Below are 24,586 nucleotides of genomic sequence, written 5' to 3' on the forward strand. Positions count from 1 at the left end.
CTTCTACATTGCCTAAGGCGAAACGAAGAGAAGCGATGCGTTCCAAACTAAGACTGCAAGATTCAGCATGCCTGTAAGAGCAGAACATCACCACTGAAGGGATGGGTCAGTGTGAACAGTAGGTTCAAATCACGTGTTTTCATTTTTGCTTTTGTGCTTATCATTTTAATTGTTGGAGGATGCCAGCCAGTGAACAATAACCAAGCCAATACAGACGACAGCTCGGATGAAGTCATAACGAAGGCTAAAACCACAGCCGTTGAGCATTTTAAAGAGAAATACAATTTAGATGTAGAGATTACCAAAGAAGAGATGATGCCTTCTATCGTAGCGGACAAGGTCAACCTTGAAGGGTTTGTTGTAGATCATCCGGAACAAACCTTTAAAATATCCGTCGATTTCAACACAGGCGAGACATCCAATTTCGTGATGAACCCGGAGCTCAGAAAAGCGATTAAGGGCGAGTGATGGGTTGTGCTGCCTTTTGGCTGTAACTAAAGGTTCTGATCCTGCTGAGTCATGTTAAGGAGGGAGTATATTTGAGTTCACCGCAAGTGGATGACGAGACGTACCGATTGATGTCAGAAGCGGCTTATCTCGATCTGAAAAAAGAAGATACCGTTGAGGACTTGCCTGGGTGGGAGGTCCTTGAGGACTATAAGAGCAACAGCATATCAGGTTTTGATGCGGTAACTTTTTACAACAAGGAAACAAATCAGGCCGTTATCGCTTACCGGGGTACCGAGGCAGGCAAAGACTTATCCCATGCTCTCCCCGATTATTTGGCCGATGCGGACATTGGTATTGAAGAGATCAAAAGAAAAATCCCGGAATTTCGGCCACCTTGGGCTGACCATGTAGACAAAGTCAAAGAAGCCACGGGGATTAACGATGTCACGGATTGGTTCGGTGAACAATCGCGGCAGATCGATAAAAAAACGGATATATTGGGAACTAACCAGTTGTATCAAGCCGAGGATTATGCGCTGGAGATGAAGGAGAAATACAAGGGTGTTGATTTCACCCTCACGGGTCACTCCCTAGGGGGAGCCAACGCGCAATATGCTGCAGCCTATACGGGCATGTCGGCTGTCACCTTCAGTGCTCCGTCGGTCATCGGAAGCCTCTCCCCTGAAGCCAGAAGAAAGGCAGAGAACGGGGAATTCGATTCTCAAATCATTAATTTCGCCCATCCTGGCGACATTATTGCCAGTGGCGCGCTCGGCGGCTTCGATGGCCACGTCGGTTCTACCTATTACATAGACTCCAGTTATAAAGACGCCAATGACGGTCTTAGTATAAAAGAAAAAATTGATAATACACTGGGCGGCCCCAATTATCATCAGCTTGACCGCTATCGATTCGAGGATGGCTACATCTCAAATCCTCTGTATGACGGCGCTACCGACAAAGCCGTTGATTCACCAAGAATACCTGCCCATGGCAGTCTCTTGTTCGGCATGGGTGGGCCGATGAGCCATTTAGGCTTAGGTTTAGGCGGCTCGCTGGGAGCCCTGGGCGGCTCCGTCGGAGGCTCCTCCGGTACCATCCAGGTAACCCCTGCTGAGCTGCGAAGCGTAGCCGAGAAATGGAGAGCACACGCCCATCAAAGTGATGCCGAAATCCAAGGAATCCGGCAGCGTCTCTCCAAATACATGTTCTCCAGCCACAGCAGACGTCTGCAGCCGATTGTCCAGCAGCTGGATACATCCATCATGTCGATGAGTCAATGGCATCTGCAGCATACCACCGACATCGTTCAGTATATTAAATTCAAAGCGGATTTATTTGAACGGACAGACAACAGCGGGTAAGCATCAATACGAAAACTACCGGGAGGGATGGAGATGAGTCGAGAGATTCTGCTGGAGCTGGATGATTTGCTTCAGGCCGAACGCGAGCTGTCAGGACTGCTGGCAGCCATTCGGGCGGACGAACAGGAGGCACGGGTCATGTACGCCCGTCTGCAGGATTGGAAGGGACAATCCGCCAATGTGCTGCGCGATCAGATTGAAACCTTCTTCATGGAGATGTCCCGCCGCATCCGGGATATCGAGGAGCAAAAACACGCACTCATCCAATATGTGCAGTATATGAAACAAGTGGATGGGGCTTCTTGAGAAGCCCTTACCATGCATCGATTAACATATGAGCTTCACATTCGTTGCTGAGCACAAAAAAAAGGCTTCGCCTCCGTGGGCGAAGCCTTTTTCAATGGTCTGGATCCTGCTTAGTCTTTAATCAAAGACAGAAATTCTGAACGCTGTGCAGAATCACTTTGGAAGGTACCGCGTACAGCTGACGTGACCGTTTTGCTGCCCGGCTTCTTCACACCGCGCGCGCACATGCACAGATGCTCGCCTTCCACAACGACCATCACGCCGTTTGGCTGCAGCGCCTCCACCATAATGTCCGCGATTTGCGAGGTGATGCGCTCCTGCACCTGAAGACGGCGGGTAACCGCCTCTACCAGACGCGCCAGCTTGCTCAAGCCGGCGATTTTGCCGCTAGGGACATAACCGATATGGACTTTCCCAAAGAACGGCGCCATATGGTGCTCGCACTGGCTGTAGTATACGATATCCTTCACGATAACCAATTCCTCATGATTCTCGTCAAAGGTAACCCCGAGAACATCCTTGGGATCCACTTCGTATCCAGCAAAGATCTCCTCATACATGCGTGTCACACGGGCCGGTGTCTCAAGGAGTCCCTCACGCTGGGGATCTTCACCGATCAGTTTCAATATTTGCTCTACATGGTACTCGATCTGCTCCCGGTTTTGGCCTACTTTATGGTTCACATAGTCCTTTACGCCCGCCACAGTACAATCCCCCTTTTCGTTCCATAGAAAAAGCAAACGGTTAACTTATAGCCGCTGTTAGCGGCCTTTTTAAATAGAAATGCCCCTCCGTCATTTCATTTAGACGGGAGCGGGCTTTTTTTCATTATGATTTGCGTTTACGGCCTTGCCCTTTACCCGGCATAGGCTGATTCTTCATCATTTGCTGTGCGCGCTGCATTTGCTTGCTGTTCATGTTATAGCCCATTTGTTTTGCCATCTTCTGCAGCATTTGCGGATCGTTCTGCATCTTCTCCAATTGCTTGCGGAGATAGAATACGCCGATGAAAAATCCGCCAACCAGACCCACGATCAATGTAATAATCGGAATGACTATATCCATCACTTGACCACCTTCTATTATACTAATATCTACCATTTAATGGCGCATACACGAACCTATCATAGCATGTCCTTTTCGCCACAGCAAATGAAAATAACGGATACATGGCAGCAAGCGGCCCTAGTCATGCATATTGGATCCATTACGACCCTTTTCGGCCTGGCATAGCTCCTTCAATCGTTAACAGAGTGCGTTTGATCTCCGGCCCGCCGGCATATCCGATGAGAGCTCCGTCAGAACCTACCACACGATGACATGGCACGATGATCGGAACCGGGTTCTTGTTGTTCGCTCCGCCTACGGCACGAACCGCTTTAGGACGCCCGATGGATTCAGCCACATCCTTATAGGAACACACCGTTCCATAAGGAATGGACTTCAGCGCTTCCCATACCTGCAATTGGAATGAGGTTCCGCGCATGTCCAGCTGTACGTCGAACGCCTTTAGCTCCCCTGCAAAATACTGCTTCAACTGCGTGATCGCAGGAGCTAACCTTGCCTCGTCACGCTGGTAGCCGCCGTTACCGGCCCAGGTCCGTGACCACTGCTGGATCACCGCTTCCTTCACATAGAAGCTGCCAAATTCAATAAGACATAATCCCTTCTCCGTTGCGCAGACCGTCAGCGGTCCAATCGGAGATTGAAGTTCATCATAATACAGCATTTCCGGTCCTCCTTCAGGGATGGCCATCGGCTCAACTCCCTGAATAACAGGACTCTCCTGTTCCGGCTTGTCCCTATTAGAGGAACCCGCAGCAGGAGTGCTGGTGGAAGAAGCATCAGCCGCGGATCCGGCAGGCGCTTCTTTCTCTCTCGGTTCATTCAGTTTATTCAAGGCTTGCTGCAGCATATCTCGTACTTGGGAATCCCCTTCTGATTTCATGCTTTTCTCTAAGTTGTTCAACGCTTCTTCGCCTCCAATACGGCCCAGAGCCCATGCAGCGGTTCCCCGCAGCTCCGGGCGCGGGTCTTTCAGCAGTACCTCGCTCAGCTTCGGTACGGCTGAAATATCTTTAAAGTTGCCAAGCGCGATGACAGCATTGCGCTGAATCGGCTTTCGGCCGCGCCAAGCGGCCGAAGTATCTCCAAATGCCTCCTTGAATTCCCGGTTGGTCATATCCAGGATGGGCAGGAGCAGCGGCTTGGCTTTTTCAGGATCGGGCTTAAAGTCCTCTTGATGAGTCCAATTCTTGCCCCGGTTCTTCGGACAAACTATTTGACAGGTATCACAGCCGTACAGCCGGTTACCGATCTTGCGCATGGCTTCTTCGTCCAGAAACCCTTTGGTCTGGGTTAGAAAAGAAACGCAGCGCTGGGCATTCAGCTGCCCGGGACCGACAAGCGCGCCGGTTGGGCAAGCGTCAATACACTTGGTGCACTCCCCGCAGTCCTCGGTTACCGGCGTATCCGGCGGAAACGGAATATTGGTTACCATTTCGCCGAGGAATATCCAGGAACCGAACTTCGGAGAGATGATGGCGCAGTTCTTAGCGCTAAAGCCAATCCCGGCTCGCTGCGAAACCGCCCGGTCAACAAGCGCGCCCGTGTCCACCATGCTTTCAAGCTTCGCATCCGGCACGCGTTCTTTGATGTATTCCTCCAGACGGCTCATGGCCTCCCGGAGCACCTGATGATAATCCCTTCCCCAAGCTGATCGTGCCATAATCCCCCTGTACTTGCCAGGCTCCGATTTGGGCGGGTTCTCCATCTTGGAGTGGTACGTTATGGCGATGGCGATCAGGGACTTCGGCTCCGTACCGGGAAGGGCCGGAGTAACCCGCTTATCCAGATCCGACTCCTCAAAGCCCGACTCATACCCTTTATCCCGATGGTTTTGCAAGATTCCCTTCAAGGATTCGAACGGCTCCGCCGAAGCAAAGCCGATATCATCAATGCCAAGCTCCGGTGCAACGGCCTTAAGCTCCTGCTTAAGCTCCTCCCATACCGAAGGCGGAGGAGCATACGAGCCGAGTGTGTAGGTCATTCTCCAGCGCCTCCTTTCCTGGGATGATGTTCTGTCCTTTCAGCTACAGCTTTTTGATCTCGGACAACGGCCAGAATATAAATTCGGCCCTGCCCACGATGTCGCTTTCCTTCACGCTGCCGAACATGCGGCTGTCCTTGCTCTTTCCAAGATGGCGGTTATCTCCCATAACGAAGTAGCGGCCCTCTTCCAGGGTTATGGGCTCAAAGCCCGGGTCCTCGATCGGGACATCGGTATATCCTTCCTGCTGTGCAACTCCGTTTACGTACAGCTTCTGGTCCTTCACCTCAATGGTGTCCCCAGGTACGCCAACGACACGCTTTACAAGAAACTCCTTCTTATCAGGACCATCACTCGGGTCCTTAAGCACAATGACATCGCCATGGCTCGGTTCGGCAAAGCGATATACCACTTTATTAATAAATAGCCGCTCCGATGCTACCAGTGTCGGCTGCATAGATTCACCTTTAACCATAGAAAGGTTGAACACAAACATATTTAGAAGCACCATAATAACAAATGCAATCGCAATCGTCTTTACCCAATCCCAAAGCTCGGCAGCCCAGCTGTTCTTCTTGCCAGGTTGATTCTGAGGTCCGTTGTTCTCGCCATGCTCAGTTGAATCCGGAGAAATCACTTGTCCCATGCTACACCTACTTTACTTCGATTTCGCCTTCGGGTACCAAAGGCGGCACCTTCAAAAAAGGTACATTAATAGAAAAGCATATCTCCCACCCATTTGCAACGGCTGAAAGATATGCTTCATATCGAAAAAATGTCGTTTCTTATCTCTGTCGAAGCTTAAGGCCGCCGTTTGCGTCGCTCGTATGTACCACTCTCGTCATGACTACTATTGACCAAGGATACTGAGCTTCTGGAACGACCGCAGGATTTGGCTGGCACCGTATCCCATAGCTTCATAAAATGGCATGGCTGCGGCGTTGTGCTCGTCTCCGGCTACCATGATCCGACTGACTTTCCGTGATTGAAAACGCTGTTCCATTGCCGAAATCAATGCTTTGCCAATCCCTTTTCTGCGATAGTCGGGATGAATGGCAATGCGGTAATAACAACCATGATTGCGTTCGATCGTACCGATTAAGGCACCAACGATTTCACCGTTTTCTTCAGCCACCATAATCAGATCGGAGTCCCAAGCAAGCTGCCTGGAGAAGGGCTCCATCGTGTTTTCGTAGCATTCTTCCGATAAAGCAATCTGCAGAAGCTCGGTTACGGGGTTACAGTCACTCAACTGAAAGGAACGAACATGCATTTCAAAATCTCCCTTTTCGTTAGCATGATGCGGTTTACCCGGTTTACAAAAATCTAGTATTCCGTTAACGCAAACCTGACATTTAGGTTACTACAAAAAACCCGAAAATCCTCTTTCCTTGTCCATTAAACCACATCTTTCTCGTAAATTCACGAGTTTTCTTCTGAAAGCGCTTTATATGAAGCGTTTTCATCTTTTTAGCTGGATAATATTCCATATTTTTGTTGAATGATAGGTTTGTTTCCTGCTGTTCAACCATTAGCTCACTGTTAAAATCACACCCATTAATTTCCAAGTCTTTTCTTTCTGATTGAGATCTATATTTTAATAAAAAAACCGGACTTTCCTAGTCCTTCCGTTGATACAGGCAAGTAAAAAAACAACAGCGTTCTCTAGGCTATGTGCCTTTGAGCAACGCTGTGTTTTCGTTCATGATATTTACTGGAGAACGACGGTGTCGCCCACTTTCAGCCCTGACAAAACCTCGACTTTATCCAGCGTCTGCAAGCCGGTCTCGATATCCTGCCGTTCAATCTGACCGCCTCCCTTGTCTACCATGACATAGGAGGTGCCTCCGTCCGTCATAACGGCAAGTTTAGGAACTACAACCGCCTTATCTTTTCGTTTGGTTACAATGTCTCCGTTTAGCGTCAGCCCGCCAATCAAACGATCTTCCTTCGGCAGCGAGATAATTACCTTAAACTGTGGTGTCTGGGAGGTTTGCTTCTCCTGAGCCGTCGTCTCGGCAAATTTGGCCACTTCCAGCACCTTTCCCTTCAGCTTTAGATCCTTGATGGACGGCAGCTTTACTTCGACCGCCATGTCCTGCTTAATGCTGAAAATATCGTTTTCCCCGACATATGCCACTAATCGAAGAGAATCCAGGTCGACAATTTTGCCGATATACTGGTTCGCCGTCACTGATTGCGGCCGCTGCTGCGTCGGATCGAACAGAAACAGGCCTGTTGCAGGCGATAGGTATGTAGCTTTCTTCAGCCTGTCATTCAAGTCGGCCAGCGTCTGGCGCTCAATATCGTTGGTAACCTCGTCGAGCTGACTGCTCAGCCGAGCATTTTCCTGGTCTGCCAGCATTTTAAGGCGCTCGGCCTCCGTTGCTAACGCCGGGGCGCTATCGAGGTCCTGATTTAACGTGAACTCCTTCAGCTCCTGCTCCAGCTTCCGCTTCTGCAGCTCGGCTTCCTTCTGCTGAAGCTGCTGGCGAATGGCCGTTTGCTCCAACTTAAAAAGCGCATCGCCTTTCTTGATCTGCTGGCCGTTCTCTACGTTCCATGACTCCACTTTCGCTTCAAAAGGTGCGTACACATTGGTCTCCCGCCCGTATTCGGACGTTCCCTTGACCTGCACGGTCGAGACGATGGTTTCCTCGGTTACGGGAAATGAGATGACCTGCGGCTCTTCCATCATGGGAATCTCGGGTTCTTTCGGTTTCACCTGTCCGTATCCCCAATATCCCACCAAGCCCAGCACGGCAACGATAACCGTCCATTTTATGATTTTTTTTATCATACCGATTTAGCTTCCTTTCCGAAACTCATTATCCTAATCCCGCTTAATGGCCAGAAGTGCATTCGTTCTAGCTGCACTGATCGCCGGATAGATCCCTGAGAAGATTCCGGTCATCACAGCGAATGCAATGCCGATAGGCAGCGTCTCCAGCGTAACCGCAATTTGCAGCCCTGACATGCCCGCTGAAGCCATAATGAATGAATTTAGCCCCTTGATGATCAAAAATGCGAATACGATGCCAAGCAATCCGCCAAGCAAACCGAGCAGGCTGGCTTCTATAATGAACATGTTGCGGATTTGCGGCATATTCGCCCCCAGGACCTTCATGATGCCGATTTGTCTACGGCGCTGATGCGTAGACATCGTCATCGCTACGATGATCGATATCGAGGCCAATAACAGGATAAATACGCCGATGCCGAGAGCGATCGCTTTGAATGTATCCAATTGGGAAGCGACCTGATCACGCATAGCCAGATTGTCGCTCGCATTCAGCGCAAGCTTTGAGATCAAATCCTCGAGCGGTTTAATATTCTGCAGATCATCCACTTTGACGGTTAGATTATCGTATACCCGCTGTTTCGAAGCTGTCCCATTTTGCAGTTTCAAACTGTTTGTTAGCCATTCCGCTGTATCAAAGGAAATGTAGGCCTGACGATCGTAGATCGCAAACTGGGCATCTCTTCCCGTAGGCACGTCCAGCACGCCTCCAACATAAAGCGCCGGGCTAAGCTGCTTCTTATCAGCGTCCATCTGCTCCAGCTGAATATTTTTACCGTTCATTTCCGATACGGTGCTCTCATACATCTGATATTCTTCCCATATCTTCGGATTGTTGGGATCGCTATTGATCATATTCATTAATCTTTCGCTCGTCTCTGCATCCTTCCATCCGGTTGTTGCTCCGTAATTGAGCACCATAGCACCGATCTGATCAAGCGGGCCGCCTTCCTTGAACCTGTTACCCTGCTCTTTGAGCTTTGACAGGTCCACGGCCACAACGTTGAAGCCGTCGTTGATCAGGTTGTCGGACGAAATGGCTCTAAAATACCCGAGCTGCTTGGTGGCTATAACGGATTTGACATGATCAAAGCCCTGAATCACCTGAACCTTATCATCCGTAAGCAATCCCCGGTCAGCTCCGACCGTGGGGCCGCTGCCTTCACCTTGCCCGCTTGAGCCCTGCGGAGTCACCGTAATTTCGTCAAGCTTCATGCCGCCTATAATTTCCGTCTCCAAATAATTCTGGGCGCCGTTGCCAATGCTGATCGCTACGATAATAGCCGCGCATCCAATCGAAATACCGGTCATGCACAGAGCTGTCACCACTTTACGGCGTTTGATCTGTCCCCATGCCAGCCGTATGCTGTCTAAAATTATCAGCTGACCTCACCTGCCTCCTCCGCATGAACCGGAACCCCAGGCAGGGACGAGGGGGCGTTTGGCCCCCGTTGACCTGCTGCTGGCGTTGTATAGTCCTCCGGCTGAACCAAATAACCGTCGCGGAGCATAATCGTTTTTTTCATTTGAGCAGCAACTTCCATCTCATGGGTAACGATGACAAACGTCGTTTTCATGGACTCGTTCAGCGCCATCATGATTCGGATAATTTCCTCTTCCGTCTTGGTGTCCAGGTTGCCCGTCGGCTCGTCCGCAAAAATAACGGAAGGCTCGGTAATCAACGAGCGCGCAATACTGACGCGCTGCTGCTGTCCGCCTGACAGCTGGGACGGGTACAATGAAGCCTTATCGCCGATCCCCGTCATCTCCAGCAGCTCCATCGCTTTCTTGCGGCGCTTGGACGGAGAAACGGATTGAAAGACCAGTGGAAGCTCCACGTTTTCCCGAACCGTGAGCGTCGGAATTAGCTCATAGGCCTGGAAAATAAATCCGATATGCTTGCGCCGGAAAACAGCAAGCTTGTTTTCCCCGTATTTGACAATATCTTGATCGGCAATATAAATATGGCCTTCCGTCGGCTTCATCAGTCCTGCCATTAAGTTGAGCAGCGTGGATTTGCCCGAGCCGGAACTGCCGAGCAGGGCAATCATCTCTCCCTTCTGGACTTCAAACTGGATATTATGGAGCACCTTTAACACTTCGTTACCGTTCTTAAAGCTGTGCGATACATTTTCCAAACGCAACATGTTCGCTATTCCTTTCCAGTTCTTAATTTAACTCTCCTCGTCGGGAACTGCAGTAGGCGTGAATATCAGATTGTAGCTTTGGCTGCCGAGCGTGATCCGCTCATTCTGGAATTCGTCCACCAGGGTTAAGTTAAACCAACCGCCGCGAAGTTTTTTGTATTGCTCATCCGACAGCTCCATCGACACCGACCGGGTGCCCGGCACCTGGATATCGGTACCTGGCGTGAGCGTACGCTCCTGTGTCTGTCCGAGGCTGTCTTTGATGATTAAAATCAGCTTGTGTCCGGAGTCCGCCGCAATGATGCTCTCGCTGCGTTTCACATCAAACGTGATATTCAGCGGAATGGAAGAACTGCCCTCCTGCAGATGTCCTACCGCTTTCGTAACCGAAACGTGGTAAGGATACCAATCGAGGTTCGTCAGTCCGGAGCTTATCGCTGGTCTGATTGGATTCAGCATCAATTTTTTCACGCCCATGACACCGGTAGCGTCTTTGCCCGACTCCGCAAGCTTGCCTCCGGTCATTGCCGTACCCAGAGCAAGCCCCAGTTCGCTTGCAGCCCCCTTCGGGACTCTGGCCCAAAAGACGATCGACTGCTTGGACCCCGGCTGAAGCGAGGCTTCCGGCTGAATGGTTTCCGCTTCATAGATCTTGCCATCCGTGCTTTGGAAATACCCCTTCAGCACTGCTGCTTGAACGCGGCGCTGTTCATTGCTGGTCAGCAAGAACTCGGAATAGACAATATCGGAGTCCACGCCTTCATAGATGACCGTCCGCCGTTCCTGCGCCTCTGCGCGCTTACCAATCGCGGTAACTGTATACGGCTTCCCTTTCTCCAACGTGCTGATCGACTGCGTCATGCCGGACGTGGTCATGGTAAGGAACGACGTTTTGGCTGTATCCTGCTGCGTAAACAGCTCGAAGCGGAGCGAACGGATATCCTTGGTGTAAGGGATTCGCGCCATGACATATACCTCGGTTGATGACCCCGGGGCAATCAGGGAACCCTGCTCCTCCGCAATAACCTCCGAACCGGCCAGCGTCGTTTTTTCGTCCGCTGTGACGTTCACTTTAAGCTCAGGCAGAGGCAGCGATTTGGATTCCTGGGTATTCCGCAGACGCAGCTTCGCAACGATCAGATCCTGATCCTGCCATGGCAGACGCTGCATGGATTCCAGCGTGTACGCAAATCCTTTGGCCGTCTGCGCATCGTACTCCACGCCGATCGATGATTTGCGTTCCGTTTGATAAGGGATGGCAAAGTATGCAATCGGCAGGGTCAACGACTCCTGGACCTCGATGGTCGACTCACCGTCCGGTTCACCCGAGTTCGCCGGCGGTTTGGATGGGCTGACCGGGCCAGATGCCCCGATCATTTGCAGCTTTAACCGGTCCTGCTTAAGATCAAGCGGAAGCGTGATTTCCATCACCATCGTTTTCTCTTCCCCGGGACGCAGTGTCAAACCCGCCTTGTTATCCGGTGTGTAAGGATGGAAGGAACCTTCGGATGCTTTAATCGCATACTCGTAGGCCGGAATTTCCACCGATTTTTTCCCTTTGTTCTTGAAGGCCATTTCGATATTCCATATGCCCTGTCCCCCGGCGGCGCGCAGCGAAGCTTGGCGGATTCTGGCATCGACCGGAATGCCCTTGATGGTCAACTTCTTGGCCGCACCAGCCGCGACATCCCACTTTGGAGCTGTTGCCGCGGGCAGCTTGAAGGATGCGACCGGCAAAGACAGCTTCAGCGTTTCATCGTTTTCGGTCCACAAGAAACGCAAACCCGCCGTTTTAAGATAGGAGGGAACTTCCGCTATGTAATAAACCAGTTTCTTCTCTTTCGGCTGAACAGGCACACCCTCGGCCCCTGCCTCATGGCGCAGAAGGAATGAACTGCCGCTTGCCGTCACCAAATACGGTTCGAACCCCCGGTCATTCCATACCTTTCCGCCATGGTTCGTCATATACATCCCGACTTTGGCGATGACTTTGCCGTCGTACTTGATGATCTCCAAAGATTCAGCCTGTACGGTAACCGGACTGCCGCCAAGTTGCAGCTTGGAGCTCGAACCGGATGGTACGGCGGCTGAATAGTTGGCCGGCATCCTGTACGTTCCGACACGCTGCAGGTAGCCTTTGACCTGCGGATTCCATACGTCCATCACCAGCTTCATGCCGGACAAGGAGCTGCTATCGGTCTTCGCATAGTAGGTTACACTCAGGCTTTGCCCGGGTTCTACCTTCTTCTTGGTAAGATCCTTGGAAATGGGATTGGCTGCCGTCACGGAACCGCCGGGAAGCACCACCTTGGGAAAATAAGATACCAGGCGAGCTGCGCTTTTCCCTCCGTTTTTATAAGTCAGTGTAAATACCGCCACATTCGTGCCGGTTTGCTGCCATACGTCGGCATGGTCAAGCTTTGCCGTGACGTTGTTGCCAAGTTTCACGCTCCAGGCGAGCGCTGCACCCTTCTGCGCAGTCGACTTCGTGATTTGCGATGGCTGCGTCTTAGATGCTGCAGCTTCCACTTGCGGTGCCGCAGCCAGAATGGCAGCCATCAGAATGGCAGTCACTCTGAGCTTTGTACTATTCATGTTATGTACCGACCCCTTTCTACCTCGACATATCTCTTCTATATCGACGTTTAATCATAGATTTGTTCAAGACTATATATATAACGACAAATTTCAAAGAAAAGTTTTCCATTAATATTCATTGCGCTTAAACAACTTTCCATCGTGCAATAAATCAGCCCTCTCGGACTTTTCAAACATAAAAGTTGATTTAATCACCCAAAACGGTTTAATATATGTAGTGTAGCCGGATTACATATTACGTTTCTCCGGGATGATAAAGACTTCCTGATGAAGGAAGACCCTTTCATCATAACCAAAAACTAAATTTACAGGAGGTTTTTACTATGGCATTTCAATTACCAGCACTTCCTTACGCAAACGACGCGCTCGAGCCTCATATCGACGCACAAACGATGGAGATCCACCATGATCGCCACCATAATACCTACGTAACCAACTTGAACGCTGCTCTTGAGAACGCTCCTGAGCTTCAAGGCAAATCCCTTGAGGATCTGATCGCTAACCTTGACGCTGTACCGGAAAGCATCCGCACAGCGGTTCGCAACAACGGCGGCGGCCATGCTAACCACTCCCTGTTCTGGGAAGTTATCGGACCAAACGGCGGCGGACAACCGACTGGCGCATTGGCTGATGCCATCAACAGCGAGCTCAGCGGCTTCGATAAATTCAAAGAAGATTTCGCAAAAGCGGCTACAACTCGCTTCGGCAGCGGCTGGGCTTGGCTCGTTGTTAAAGACGGCAAACTGGCAGTAACCAGCACACCGAACCAAGACAGCCCGATCATGGAAGGTCAAACTCCTCTCCTCGGCCTGGACGTTTGGGAGCATGCTTACTACCTGAAATATCAAAACAAACGCCCTGATTACATCTCCGCATTCTGGAATGTAGTGAACTGGGAAGAAGTCGGCAAACGTTACGATAACGCGAAATAATATCGCTTAACTAAAAACCGATATCATACCAAAAAAGGCTGCTTTCAGCTGTAGACCCCGTCTACCGCGAAAGCAGCCTTTTTATATCGATATCATGCTGTTACGTGTTATTTACCGCTGCAGTAGGGCCAGACTCATAATATCGGGCCTTGGACGGCGTATAGATGACCGCGAGCAGGATGGCCGAGATCAGGACGGCAGCACCTGCACCGATCAGGCATACAGCCTGCAGCGGCCAGGCATCGGCGGCAAAACCGAGCAGAAGCGTTAACAGAATCTGCAGCATCCCTTCCAGCAAGCGGGTCACGCTCGTAAAGCGCCCCATCAGATCAATAGGCACCTGATTTTGAAAAAAAGTGGTGTATCCCGCATTCGCATACGAAGAGAAGAAACCAAACACGATAAAGCCGATAACGGCCGTCAGGAGGCCCGATGCGGCATAGAAGATCATATACCCGGCACTGGACAGAAGTACACCCGCCCCAATAAACATGCGCAATGATAGCCATTTGACAGTTAGAGACGCAGCCGCTGAGCCTGCCAGATACCCCGCTCCGGCTACGCTGACGAGCAATCCGTAATCCTCGTCTCCGAGGAACAGCACCTGTTTAATGAAGGTGGCCTCTTGGGAATCGAGCGCGAAGCCGAGCAGCATGGCAGATTGAAACAACAGGTATACGAGCATAAAATACTTCGCCGCTTTCCCGAAATCAATAACCGCAGCCCAGTCCCGAAACAGCGTCTTCATTGTGATTGCTTCCCGTCTATTACCTGTGCTCTCCCCTCCATCCACATCGGGAAGGAAATAAATGACAAGCGCGCAGATGAAGAAAGATACGGCATTGATGAAGATGCTGATCCGAATGTCCGTATAAGCGATCAATAGACCGGATATTGCGGGTCCAAGCAGCACCGCGCCGGATGTCGTAAAGCTGGACCATGCGTTGAATCGCTTTCGTTCCTCTGCCGGGATCAGTTTCGTTATATACGTCATGGAGGTAGGCCCGAAGAAAGCGCCAACCACGTTAATCAGAAACATGATACAGTAGATGGCCCAAACCGAGGACATGAAGGGGATAAGGGCAATCAAAGCCCCCCGGATCACATCGGTAGTGATCATAAGCCTGCGCTTATTCGCCCGGTCAATCAAACTGCCAGCCCAGGAGTTGGTAAACAGGGTTGCAAGCGGACGGATGATAAACAATCCAGCCACTGCAGCAGGAGAACCTGTCATGTGCAGCACAAGCAAATTAATGGCAACTAGATAGATCCAGTTCCCAAGATTGGACACCCCGATGCCAAAAATATAAAGAAGCGCATTCTTCCAGCTATGCAAAAGCTCCACTACTCCTTACGAGCCGTTCCCTCATTATATCCCCCATTGCAAGGGGCTTACGGCTTTAAGATGAGAAATACGAGTTCAGAATCCGAATGAACACATTCGGAAATGCGTAGCGTTCCATGTCATGAACGTGAATCCAGCGAAAGTTCTCCTCGCCTGTCTCATAAGCCGCTGCACTCTCTGCTGCTTGCAGGGCTGCCGGCGGCACATCCTGCCACTTACAGCGGTACACGCCCATATTCCATTGAATATGGCTAAAGGTATGCTCAGCGTCCATCACATGGCCGATCGGCAGAACTGGAACCCCTTCCTCCAGTAGGGCATCTCTCAAGCGTCTCATCGTTGTCTCCTCGGACATCGCGGCCGGTACGCCGCTCCCCTCGGTCGATACAATCACATGCGGCAGCTCCCACATCCCTGCCAATAAACCGGTGGATGGACGCTTACGGATCAGAATCTTTCCTTCGTGCACGCCGGTGCCCTCTACAATCGCCGTAAGGCGGTATTCAGGACGCGGCGGCTTGGCCTTCGTCTTAATAGGAAGAGACTCCTCTTTGCCCTCAAACCGCGCTGTGCAATGCTCCATCACCGGGCATACCAGACATTTAGGGGACCTCGGCGTACAGATCAATGCCCCCAGTTCCATCAGCGCCTGAGTGAAATCCGATGCTCGTCCGTCCGGAACCAGCGTCAGCACCAGATCCTCCATCTTGGTCCGGGTTTTCACCTTCATAATATCTTCTTCAATCAAAAAATAGCGGGACAGCACACGCATGACGTTACCGTCCACTGCTGCGGCAGGAATGTTAAATGCGATGCTGCGAATGGCACCCGAGGTATATGGACCAATGCCTTTAAGTCCCGACACTTCTTCTTTGCCGCTCGGCATAACGCCCCCATACTGCTCTGTCACCTGCCTAGCGGCAGCCTGAAGGTTGCGTGCCCTGGAATAATAGCCGAGGCCCTCCCAGCATTTCAATACATCGTCCTCCGGCGCATCCGCAAGCGACTGAATCGTTGGAAACCTTTCGATAAACCGGTGGAAGTAAGGAATTACCGTGTCCACCCGGGTCTGCTGCAGCATAATTTCAGATACCCATATATAGTAGGGATCGCGATGCCTGCGCCATGGCAAATCCCTTTTGTTGATCTCATACCAATCCAGCAGCTCGTGGCTGAAGTATTGTTTGTGTTCCTTGTTGTACATCAGTAAGTAATCTCCTTCGTCATCCTTACTTTATCTTCTCAACCACGGCGAAAGCGGAAGCCAGCGTGGCCTGATGCGAAATCGTCAAATGAATCGCATAATGGGCGGACTCCTCCATTCCAAGGCGGTCCCAGGCTTCCTGGGATAAGCGTGTCTCAGGCCTGCCAAGAGCACCCGGCAGCACTTCGATGTCACGAAACCCGATTACCCCCCCGATTCCGGAGCCAAAGGCTTTGGATATCGCCTCTTTGGCAGCAAAGCGCCCGGCAACAAACTCGGTGCGTTTCGCCCCCTTGCCGGCGGCAATGACCTGCTCGTCCTGCGTAAGCACGCGCTGCATGAACCTCTCTCCATGCGGGCCTGTCATTAACATCTCCATTCGCTTCATGTCCAGCACGTCATGTCCGATTCCGTAGATCACAATCGTCCGCTCTCCTTCATGGATCCAGTCTTCCTGTCCAAAAAATATACTCCTACTTATTGTATCAGTCGATGTACCGCAACGCGAGACCAACGATGTTACAACAACATGAATTAAATAAAAATTGTTGTATTTCAAATTTTATCCATATAGACTGTACAAAATAGCATAGTGTAAGGGGGAAGCATATTAATGGGCTCATTGATTTATCACGTTGCCGTTTCGCTTGACTATTTTATCGCAGATCAAGCCATGATGGATGGAAGGATCGACAGCACTCTCTTTTTATTTGATGGGGAGCATGTTCCGGACTTCTTGGCAGAAATTCAGGAGTTTGAGGCTGTGCTGATGGGCGGTAAAACGTATGAGTTTGGATTTAAGATGGGGGCTAAGCCGGGTGAGCCTGGTTACAAAGGACTCAAACATTATATATTCTCACGGTCATTAGAATTCGAATCCAATGATGAAGTTGAGTTAGTCAAGGAGGACGCCATCCCGTACATCCATAATCTCAAACAACGCACAGACGGTAAGCTCTGGCTGTGCGGCGGCGGGGAATTGGCAGGAAGCCTGCTTCAGCATCAACTGATCGATCAGCTTGTATTAAAGGTCAACCCGGTAATGGTTGGTGACGGCGTTCCGTTGTTCGGCAGTGTCAAACCCCGGTTAAGACTCGAACTGGTCGATATGAAGCAATATGCCAACGGCGTTCTCAAACCGACCTACAACATCATGTATACCTAGTGCCTCGCTAAATAAACAGCCTTCCGGAGGGTATTCCTCCGGAAGGCTGTTTGCCTGGATATTCGTATGTTAGATACCTGGAATCGTATTGCGCTTGTGCGCGGTTTTGTTGTAATAGCTCTCGAGCTTCTGTTGAACCTCAGGGTTGATCGTCTTGCCTTCCAGATAATCGCTGTTATCCTCGTAACTGATTCCGAGCTCTTTCTCGTCTGTCTGACCTTCCCAAAGGCCGGCAGAAGGCGCTTTGTCCAGAATCGATTGCGGAACCCCCAAATAGGATGCGAGCATACGAACCTGACGCTTGTTCAGGGAACTCAGCGGCGTAATGTCCACTGCTCCATCGCCCCACTTGGTATAGAAGCCGGTAATCGCCTCGGAAGCATGATCCGTACCGACAACGATCAAATTCTGTTCGAATGCCAGCGCATATTGTACCACCATACGCACTCTGGCCTTCACATTGCCTTTGCCGGGAATGCTCATATGCTTATGGACGCCGATATTCTTCAGGCCATGCTCAACCTCCAGTGCAACCTCGTTCACGGCTTCCTCGATATTGGTCTCGACGGTATATTTCAAATCGAAGGCCTTCGCCGTGGCGTAGCTGTCGGAAATATCAGCCTGCTCGCCGTATGGCTGGAACACCCCTAGTGTCTTGTATTCCTTACCGGTCTCCTCCGTAAGCTCGTCAGTAGCCCGTTTGCACAGACCGGCAGCCACGGCCGAATCAATCCCGCCGCTAATGGCGATCAGCAATCCGGAAGTACCCGAGTTCTTCACATAGGTTTTCAGAAAATCAACGCGCTTGCGTACCTCTTCCTCCACATTAATGGTAGGCTTGACACCCAGTTCGGCGATAATTTGTTCTTGTAGGCTCATGATAGATGACTCCTTTCAGTATGTTCTCTCTTTTATGAAGTACTTCATTGCTATAAGAAAAACGTCTATCGACGCACTTTCTCAGAAGACAGACCGCATTTAGCGGAAGTTTTTCTTGCGATATAGAATTTCATTCTATATCTATAACAAAAGCCCCGCGGCTTCGGAATATGCCGAATGCTTCGGGGCCTATGTAACTGCCGGATTACTGGCAGTAGCGATTGAATGCGTCGGTCAAATCCGCCGCGATTTCTTCTGCAGAACGATTCTCCACTTGATGACGCTCGATAAAATGCACCAATTCCCCGTCCTTCAACAGCGCAATCGATGGGGAGGATGGAGGATACGGAGCAAAATACTCGCGGGCTTTCGCCGTTGCTTCCTTATCCTGTCCGGCGAACACGGTATACAAATGATCCGGCTTCACCTGGTTCTCAAGCGCTATGGCTACACCAGGACGTGCTTGCCCAGCTGCGCATCCGCATACGGAGTTTACAACGACCAGCGTTGTGCCTTTCGCTGCCGGAAGCACTTCCTCCACCTCTTCAGGTGTTGTCAGCTCCTTGATTCCCAAGCTGGTCAGCTCATCCCGCATCGGTTGAACCATATCGCGCATATATCGGTCAAAAGACATACCCATAACTGCTTCACTCCTTATATAAACAAGATTGTTCGAATTATAACAGCTCATCGATATCTATATTATACAATCCTAAAGAGTGAAAGCAAGAAAATACAAAACGAGCAGCATCACAAAATAGGATACCGCCCGTCTTTCATTGTCTCACTCTTTGAACTAGGTAGCAGGATAGTTTACCCCATCTTTTTTCTTGTCAACGATGGGCTCGCCACGGCGCTCTTTGTTTTCACGCTCCTGCTGCTCCTGTTGTTTGGAATCATTTTTACTCATCCGAATCCCTCCTTTACCCTAAGCTCTACCTTAGAATGCCTAATTACCAGTCCGTTTATTCGGAAGCGGCCGCGCTCTGGGTTTCCGGTAAGCTTTGCGGGAACGAGTGGACAGGAAAGGAAATTATGAAAACCGTTCCTTCGCCTAGCCGCGACTTCACATCAATGGTCCCGTTATGTCGCTGTACAATGCTCATGCACAGGGCAAGTCCCAGCCCCGTTCCCTTGCTCTTCGTCGTAAAGAAAGGTTCAAACAAACGCTCCAGCTCATTCTCGGAGATGCCAATTCCCGTATCCGCAACATAAAGCTGGACCTGATCCCCTTCGAGCCGGGTTTCGATCGTCAACGTCCCCTTGTCTTCCATAGCCTCCATCCCGTTTCGGCACAGGTTCAGAATCAGCTGTTTCATCTCCTTGGCATTCAGGTGCAGATGGGGAATTTCGGTTCCGAGTTTCAGCTCAATGCTCTGTCCGCGCAAATTCGCGTCAGCCCACAAGAGGGGACTGAGCTCATGTATAATGTCATGCAGGTGACACTCTTCTTTCTCTGCAACCCGGTTTTGGGCGAGGGATAAAAAATCGCTGATGATACTGTTGGCCCGATCGAGCTCCTCCATAACGATCCGGTAATAATGGTCCAGCGTATCCGGACTCTTCTCCTGCATCAGCTGCAAGAATCCACGCACGACAGCCATCGGATTGCGAATCTCATGGGTAATGCTTGCCGCCATTTGGCCAACCAAACTTAAACGTTCTACATTAATAAATTCCGTGCGAAGCCGCTCCAGCTCCGTAATGTCTTCCATAATACCTACCGCGCCCAAGATGTCGCCGTTCCCGTTATGTATAAGCGGATAGATACCAGTGGAATACACCCGGGTAGCGCTTCGCATAATCTCGCCGGTGCTTTCGATTCCATCTATGGCTCTCTGAAACCGGCTGCGCAAATGTTCCTTTTGAATCATGCCATCCAATAAGTCAAACAACGGTCTGCCGATGACATCGTTGGTCGACAGATTAGGAAACACGTTTCGAAAGCTGCGGATAAGCGGTTGATTAAAGGCGATGATATTGCCGCTTCGATCCACCGCGACCATCCCTAAAGGAATCATCTCCATCATTTTGGTTAAAGATGACCACTCTCTGTTCTTCACATCATATTGGCCCGTGCCCAGACGCTGATTGGTTAATTCGATCCAGTACACAATCATTCCAGAATAAAAAATGCCGATCAGCATATACAAAATGGTCACCAATATCGTATCCGGATTCAGATCATCATTCTTAACCTTTCCTTCAATCGCGTGGGAGGCTACAATAATCAGCATGGCCGGAATAAGCGCGCTCCACAGCCAGCAAATTTTCTCGGTCATGGAGCCTTTCCTGAAATTAGAGGTGATCCAAGGTAATAGCGAATAACCCAGAACCAGCATATTCAGAATGAGGCCGATCGTGGACCAACCGTTAATCAGCCCTTGGCTTGTGATATACATAGCTGCAAGAAATAGCCCTGAACGACGACCTCCATATAATATGCCTAAAAATAACGGAATTACGCCAAGGTTGATCGGTACGTAATAATCGTTCATGGCCGAGATCAAGACACATAATACAGTGCTGATTCCGCATGCAATGACAATATGTTTGCGAAATCGAAGCAGATCATCCGGATTCTTCTTGTTCAGGCACTTTAGATGTCTGTCGAGGAGAAGCGGCAGATGAAAGATGAGTGTACCAGACAGCAAAACTTGCAGCAAAATATCTTTCCATAGGCTCAGCACAGTGATCGATCACCTCAATTGGACGACGCATCTAATATTTCTGATTAAAGCATAGGCGACATCATATTACAATATCTTGTAATTTCTCTTTCGAAGCCCGGGTAAACTCCATCCTATGTCCTATTCATGAGGTTTGGGATAATTCGCAAAAATCCTATATAATAAGATTCATCTATTAATTGATATACCCCCAAAGGAGCTATGAGCAAACATGCTTGATTATGATATTATTGTCGTCGGCGGCGGACCTTCCGGATTGATGTCCTGCGTTGCTGCAGGGGAAAGAGGAGCTTCCGTTCTGCTGATCGACAAAGGAGATAAACTAGGGCGTAAACTTGGCATCTCGGGCGGCGGAAGATGCAATGTGACAAATGCCAAAGAACAGGATGAATTGATTGCCAACATCCCGGGAAACGGCCGTTTTCTATATAGTGCTTTTCAGCATTGGAACAATAAGGATATCATGTCTTTTTTCGAGGGGCTTGGCATTCGCCTTAAAGAAGAAGACAATGGGCGCATGTTTCCTGTGACGGATAAAGCCTCCAGTGTCGTGAATGCCTTGATTGGCAAAGTAAAGGAGCTCGGCACCGACATCCGGACAAACAGTCCGGTGAAAAAAGTTCTCTATGAGAACGGCCGGACGGCCGGGATCGAACTGAAATCCGGGGAAGTGTTCAAGTCTTCCTGCGTGATCATTGCAACCGGCGGACAGTCTGTGCCGCAAACCGGTTCGACGGGGGACGGGTATCCTTGGGCTGAGGCGGCAGGACATACGATCACGGAGCTGTATCCAACCGAAGTGCCTATCGTCTCCACCGAGCCTTTTATTGCCTCTAAAGAGCTGCAAGGTTTGTCACTGCGGGATGTGGAGCTGTCCGTCTGGAATCCGAAAGGAAAAAAAGTGATTGCCCACCGGGGAGATATGCTGTTCACCCATTTCGGGGTGTCCGGTCCGATCGCGCTGCGCTGCAGTCAGTTCATCCGCCAGGTGCAGCGAAAGTTTGATATCGTGAATGTGGACATGGCCATCGATATGTTCCCCGATCGCTCCCAAGCGGAGCTTGAGGCCGAACTCAAAGGGCGGCTGGAGGATGAGCCGAGAAAAAACATCAAAAACGTGCTCAAGGTCATGCTGCCGGAACGAATGATCCCCCTGCTGCTATCCAAGTCCTCCATCGACAGCGACATGATCTGCAGCGGTATTTCCAAAACGGCGCTGACAACCTTTATCTCCATTCTAAAAAAGTTCACGTTCCGCGCGTCGGGCACCCGTTCGCTGAAGGAGGCCTTCGTGACAGGCGGCGGCGTCAGCCTCAAGGAAATCCAGCCCAAAAGCATGGAATCCAAGCTGATGCCCGGCCTATTCTTCTGCGGTGAAATTCTGGATATTCACGGATACACCGGCGGTTACAATATTACGGCCGCCTTTGCAACCGGTTATACGGCAGGCAAGCATGCTGCCGAAGCAGCAGGAGTAAACAAATCATAATCTATCGACGTACTTTCACAGATGGCCGACCGCAGTTAGAAGTAATTTTTCTTGCGATATCAGGAAGTCACTAGCTTCGAAGTTTATACTTTCTGATATCTTGAATAAAAGCGCGCTGTATGCCCCATTCCCTTGGAGCATTCCAGCGCGCTTTTTATTATTCTTGCGGGTGTCTCTCCTCTTTGTAGACCGGCCAAGACATGAGCGATGGCGCGACCATGACTGCCAGCGCAGTCAATGCAAGCACAGCGAGCCATCCCAATCCCCCTTGGAAAAGCGTTAGCCCAGCCACGAGCGAATAAAGAAATGCGGGAAGAGCGAGCAAGGTTCGGACCGCGAGAACACCAGCCGAACGATGCTGCTGATTCGTAAACGGGAGCACCTGCATAAACTCGGCTTTGGCGAACACCGCCCATCTTGTATTCAGCCAATACGACATCATCAATACCAAAGCAAGGTATACGATGATTTTGATGATCGGCGGCGGCAGCCAGACAGCCGGAATACCGACCAACGTAATCTGGATGTACAGTAACAAGCTCTCAGGGTGGCGCAAAATCGCCTTTAACCCCGCATCGGCCAGCCTCTTCTCCGCTGTACCTTTGAACAATCGGCCGGACTTGCGCATAAACCAGGTCCTGCTTCGTACACTTGGTGGTTTGCCGACGGCTTGAACGAGCAGCTTCTCCGTCAACTGGACCCTTGTCTTCGCATCCTCACGCGCATCTGCGATGAAGGTTCCTTGCATGGCAAGCCGCTTGCGGCTAAGAAGAAACAGCACCATAAGCAGAATCAAGGCAGCTGCCCACAATACAGCATAGGACTCAAGCCAGAATGTAACCAGCAGCGCTAACAGTCCGAATGAGAGCCAGCGTACGAGATAAGTCATTACATGTTTCCGCCAGCCTTTATAGCTGGAGCGAATCATAGCGGTTAATAAATTTGCGCACCAGGCGCATACAGCCGTCATCATCAGCAAGGTCACCAGGGCAATGCCGGTTATCTCATGTTCCCTGACCAGAATTGGCAGCGCAAGCACTGTAACGACCAATCCCTTGGTCGCTGAGACCGTAAGACTGTATGCCATGCCCCTGATCATTAACCCCTTCATCCAGCCTCGCTGCTGGCGAAGAAACAATACGTCAGCTTCTTCCAGGAACAGCAGCACTCTGCCTGAGAACATAAAGAGCAGAAGGCCTACCACCGCCTGCAGCGGGAAGAACTGTGCCCATCCGGGAAGCGGGCTCGTCCATAACTCGCGGTAGAGCCCGCCTCCCAGCAGCAGACCCGGAACAATGATGTACAGCATTACGATCCAGTCGACCACGGTGGCCAGATTGTCGCGTTGATTCTTCCAATGAGCGGTCACCCTTCGCCAAAAGAGGGCGCCCGGATGGCTAAAATGATAGGACCGATCCATGTCCATTCCCTCCCTCATGTCAGCGCATCGAAGCAATCAAACAACGATGCACCGGGAAGATCAGCGGCCTGGCGGATTTGCTCCAACGTGCCCTCCGAGGCAATCCGGCCTGCGGATATGAGCACAAAGCGATCGCAAATTTTCTCTGCAGTATCCAGCACATGGGTGGACATCAATACGCCGGCTCCCCGACGTCTCTCCTCAAGCAGCAGATTCAAGAAATCTCGGGTGGCCCGGGGATCCAATCCAATAAACGGTTCATCTACAATATAGACGTCCGGCTTGGAGAGAAATCCGATCATCAGCATCATCTTCTGTTTCATCCCTTTGGAGAAGCCTCCCGGCAGTTCATTGCGCACCGACTCCATTCCAAACTGACGAAGAAGCTGATCGGCCTGTCTCTCGAAATGTTCATCATCCATTCCAAATGCAGCAGCCGCCAAATCCAGATGCTCCCACAGCGTCAAATCCTCATAAAACACCGGCTGCTCGGGAACGTAAGCATATCGGGGCGGCTGACCTGCAATAAAGACGTCGGCTTTACTATCTTTAAGCAGCCCCAGCACCGTCTTAATGGTCGTGCTCTTTCCGGCTCCATTCGGTCCGATCAACCCCAGCAGTTCGCCGGGTGCCACTTGAAACGATATATCCCGTATACGCGGGCGGCCTGGTTCGTAACCCGCCTGCTGAATATCCACCTTCAGTACCGGCTCGGTATCCAATTCATTCTCTTGAATCTTATGCATCC

At 50.7% G+C, this 24,586-nt stretch carries 23 protein-coding genes; 6 read left to right on the top strand and 17 right to left on the bottom strand.

Annotated elements, in window-relative coordinates:
* The first annotated feature begins 189 nt into the window (after positions 1-189).
* The 3 genes from ACQKPA_RS10145 (at position 190) to ACQKPA_RS10155 (ending at position 2,120) form a co-directional block, all read left to right on the top strand.
* Positions 190-468, top strand: a complete 279-nt coding sequence (locus ACQKPA_RS10145; protein ID WP_071220877.1) for a hypothetical protein — start codon at positions 190-192, stop codon at positions 466-468.
* Positions 469-539: 71 nt separating this feature from the next.
* Entirely contained in the window at positions 540-1,814 is a 1,275-nt protein-coding gene (locus tag ACQKPA_RS10150) for a lipase family protein (RefSeq protein WP_427491824.1), read from the top strand.
* Positions 1,815-1,847: 33 nt separating this feature from the next.
* Positions 1,848-2,120 carry a hypothetical protein gene (locus tag ACQKPA_RS10155; RefSeq protein WP_076325903.1) on the top strand — a complete coding sequence of 91 codons (273 nt, stop codon included), beginning with the start codon at positions 1,848-1,850 and terminating at the stop codon, positions 2,118-2,120.
* A 110-nt stretch (positions 2,121-2,230) separates the two neighbouring features.
* Here the strand turns inward: ACQKPA_RS10155 and folE are convergent, their stop codons facing one another.
* The 9 genes from folE to ACQKPA_RS10200 all read right to left on the bottom strand — a co-directional run bounded on the left by folE (position 2,231) and on the right by ACQKPA_RS10200 (position 12,711).
* Positions 2,231-2,824 (bottom strand): GTP cyclohydrolase I FolE, encoded by a 594-nt coding sequence (folE, locus tag ACQKPA_RS10160; RefSeq protein ID WP_427491826.1) that lies wholly within the window; start codon positions 2,822-2,824, stop codon positions 2,231-2,233.
* Positions 2,825-2,948: 124 nt separating this feature from the next.
* Positions 2,949-3,185 (bottom strand): YneF family protein, encoded by a 237-nt coding sequence (locus tag ACQKPA_RS10165; RefSeq protein ID WP_009594912.1) that lies wholly within the window; start codon positions 3,183-3,185, stop codon positions 2,949-2,951.
* Positions 3,186-3,327: 142 nt separating this feature from the next.
* The gene (queG, locus tag ACQKPA_RS10170; RefSeq protein WP_427491828.1) at positions 3,328-5,169 is read right to left on the bottom strand and encodes a tRNA epoxyqueuosine(34) reductase QueG; all 1,842 of its coding nucleotides are present in this window, start codon (positions 5,167-5,169) and stop codon (positions 3,328-3,330) included.
* A gap of 43 nt (positions 5,170-5,212) precedes the next feature.
* The gene (gene lepB, locus ACQKPA_RS10175) at positions 5,213-5,815 is read right to left on the bottom strand and encodes a signal peptidase I (RefSeq protein ID WP_071220882.1); all 603 of its coding nucleotides are present in this window, start codon (positions 5,813-5,815) and stop codon (positions 5,213-5,215) included.
* A gap of 204 nt (positions 5,816-6,019) precedes the next feature.
* Positions 6,020-6,442, bottom strand: a complete 423-nt coding sequence (locus ACQKPA_RS10180) for a GNAT family N-acetyltransferase (protein ID WP_012819018.1) — start codon at positions 6,440-6,442, stop codon at positions 6,020-6,022.
* Between the two features lie 438 nt (positions 6,443-6,880).
* Entirely contained in the window at positions 6,881-7,969 is a 1,089-nt protein-coding gene (locus tag ACQKPA_RS10185; RefSeq protein ID WP_427491831.1) for an efflux RND transporter periplasmic adaptor subunit, read from the bottom strand.
* A 33-nt stretch (positions 7,970-8,002) separates the two neighbouring features.
* Positions 8,003-9,298, bottom strand: coding sequence for an ABC transporter permease (locus ACQKPA_RS10190; protein ID WP_427491833.1), 1,296 nt, complete (start codon positions 9,296-9,298; stop codon positions 8,003-8,005).
* Positions 9,299-9,348: 50 nt separating this feature from the next.
* The gene (locus tag ACQKPA_RS10195) at positions 9,349-10,116 is read right to left on the bottom strand and encodes an ABC transporter ATP-binding protein (protein WP_071220886.1); all 768 of its coding nucleotides are present in this window, start codon (positions 10,114-10,116) and stop codon (positions 9,349-9,351) included.
* A 27-nt stretch (positions 10,117-10,143) separates the two neighbouring features.
* The gene (locus ACQKPA_RS10200) at positions 10,144-12,711 is read right to left on the bottom strand and encodes a hypothetical protein (RefSeq protein WP_427491835.1); all 2,568 of its coding nucleotides are present in this window, start codon (positions 12,709-12,711) and stop codon (positions 10,144-10,146) included.
* 326 nt (positions 12,712-13,037) lie between these two features.
* Between ACQKPA_RS10200 and ACQKPA_RS10205 the strand changes: the two genes are divergently transcribed.
* Positions 13,038-13,646 carry a superoxide dismutase gene (locus ACQKPA_RS10205; RefSeq protein WP_427491837.1) on the top strand — a complete coding sequence of 203 codons (609 nt, stop codon included), beginning with the start codon at positions 13,038-13,040 and terminating at the stop codon, positions 13,644-13,646.
* Positions 13,647-13,746: 100 nt separating this feature from the next.
* Here the strand turns inward: ACQKPA_RS10205 and ACQKPA_RS10210 are convergent, their stop codons facing one another.
* The 3 genes from ACQKPA_RS10210 to acpS all read right to left on the bottom strand — a co-directional run bounded on the left by ACQKPA_RS10210 (position 13,747) and on the right by acpS (position 16,616).
* Positions 13,747-14,982, bottom strand: coding sequence for an MFS transporter (locus tag ACQKPA_RS10210; RefSeq protein ID WP_427491839.1), 1,236 nt, complete (start codon positions 14,980-14,982; stop codon positions 13,747-13,749).
* A 64-nt stretch (positions 14,983-15,046) separates the two neighbouring features.
* Positions 15,047-16,195 carry an A/G-specific adenine glycosylase gene (mutY, locus tag ACQKPA_RS10215; RefSeq protein WP_427491841.1) on the bottom strand — a complete coding sequence of 383 codons (1,149 nt, stop codon included), beginning with the start codon at positions 16,193-16,195 and terminating at the stop codon, positions 15,047-15,049.
* 25 nt (positions 16,196-16,220) lie between these two features.
* The gene (acpS, locus tag ACQKPA_RS10220; protein WP_427491843.1) at positions 16,221-16,616 is read right to left on the bottom strand and encodes a holo-ACP synthase; all 396 of its coding nucleotides are present in this window, start codon (positions 16,614-16,616) and stop codon (positions 16,221-16,223) included.
* A 192-nt stretch (positions 16,617-16,808) separates the two neighbouring features.
* Here acpS and ACQKPA_RS10225 point away from each other — a divergent pair, with 192 nt between their 5' ends.
* On the top strand, positions 16,809-17,360 hold the full coding sequence (locus ACQKPA_RS10225; protein WP_427491845.1) for a dihydrofolate reductase family protein: 552 nt from the start codon (positions 16,809-16,811) through the stop codon (positions 17,358-17,360).
* Between the two features lie 69 nt (positions 17,361-17,429).
* On the opposite strand, the gene nadE is transcribed toward ACQKPA_RS10225, so the two are convergent.
* The 3 genes from nadE to ACQKPA_RS10240 all read right to left on the bottom strand — a co-directional run bounded on the left by nadE (position 17,430) and on the right by ACQKPA_RS10240 (position 20,929).
* The gene (nadE, locus tag ACQKPA_RS10230; RefSeq protein WP_427491847.1) at positions 17,430-18,239 is read right to left on the bottom strand and encodes an ammonia-dependent NAD(+) synthetase; all 810 of its coding nucleotides are present in this window, start codon (positions 18,237-18,239) and stop codon (positions 17,430-17,432) included.
* A gap of 205 nt (positions 18,240-18,444) precedes the next feature.
* The gene (locus ACQKPA_RS10235; protein WP_071220893.1) at positions 18,445-18,879 is read right to left on the bottom strand and encodes a BrxA/BrxB family bacilliredoxin; all 435 of its coding nucleotides are present in this window, start codon (positions 18,877-18,879) and stop codon (positions 18,445-18,447) included.
* 325 nt (positions 18,880-19,204) lie between these two features.
* Positions 19,205-20,929, bottom strand: coding sequence for an ATP-binding protein (locus ACQKPA_RS10240; protein WP_427491850.1), 1,725 nt, complete (start codon positions 20,927-20,929; stop codon positions 19,205-19,207).
* 211 nt (positions 20,930-21,140) lie between these two features.
* On the opposite strand from ACQKPA_RS10240, the gene ACQKPA_RS10245 reads away from it, so the two are divergent.
* A complete protein-coding gene (locus ACQKPA_RS10245) occupies positions 21,141-22,418 on the top strand; it encodes an NAD(P)/FAD-dependent oxidoreductase (RefSeq protein WP_427491852.1) in 1,278 nt (425 codons plus the stop codon).
* Positions 22,419-22,575: 157 nt separating this feature from the next.
* Here ACQKPA_RS10245 and ACQKPA_RS10250 read toward each other — a convergent pair whose 3' ends face one another.
* Together ACQKPA_RS10250 and ACQKPA_RS10255 are read right to left on the bottom strand one after the other, a co-directional pair.
* Positions 22,576-23,838 (bottom strand): ABC transporter permease, encoded by a 1,263-nt coding sequence (locus tag ACQKPA_RS10250; RefSeq protein WP_427491854.1) that lies wholly within the window; start codon positions 23,836-23,838, stop codon positions 22,576-22,578.
* Between the two features lie 14 nt (positions 23,839-23,852).
* Entirely contained in the window at positions 23,853-24,584 is a 732-nt protein-coding gene (locus ACQKPA_RS10255) for an ABC transporter ATP-binding protein (protein ID WP_427491856.1), read from the bottom strand.
* Positions 24,585-24,586: the final 2 nt, after the last annotated feature.

This window comes from Paenibacillus sp. NPDC093718, from assembly GCF_050279985.1.
In the GTDB taxonomy this organism is placed as follows: domain Bacteria; phylum Bacillota; class Bacilli; order Paenibacillales; family Paenibacillaceae; genus Paenibacillus_AQ.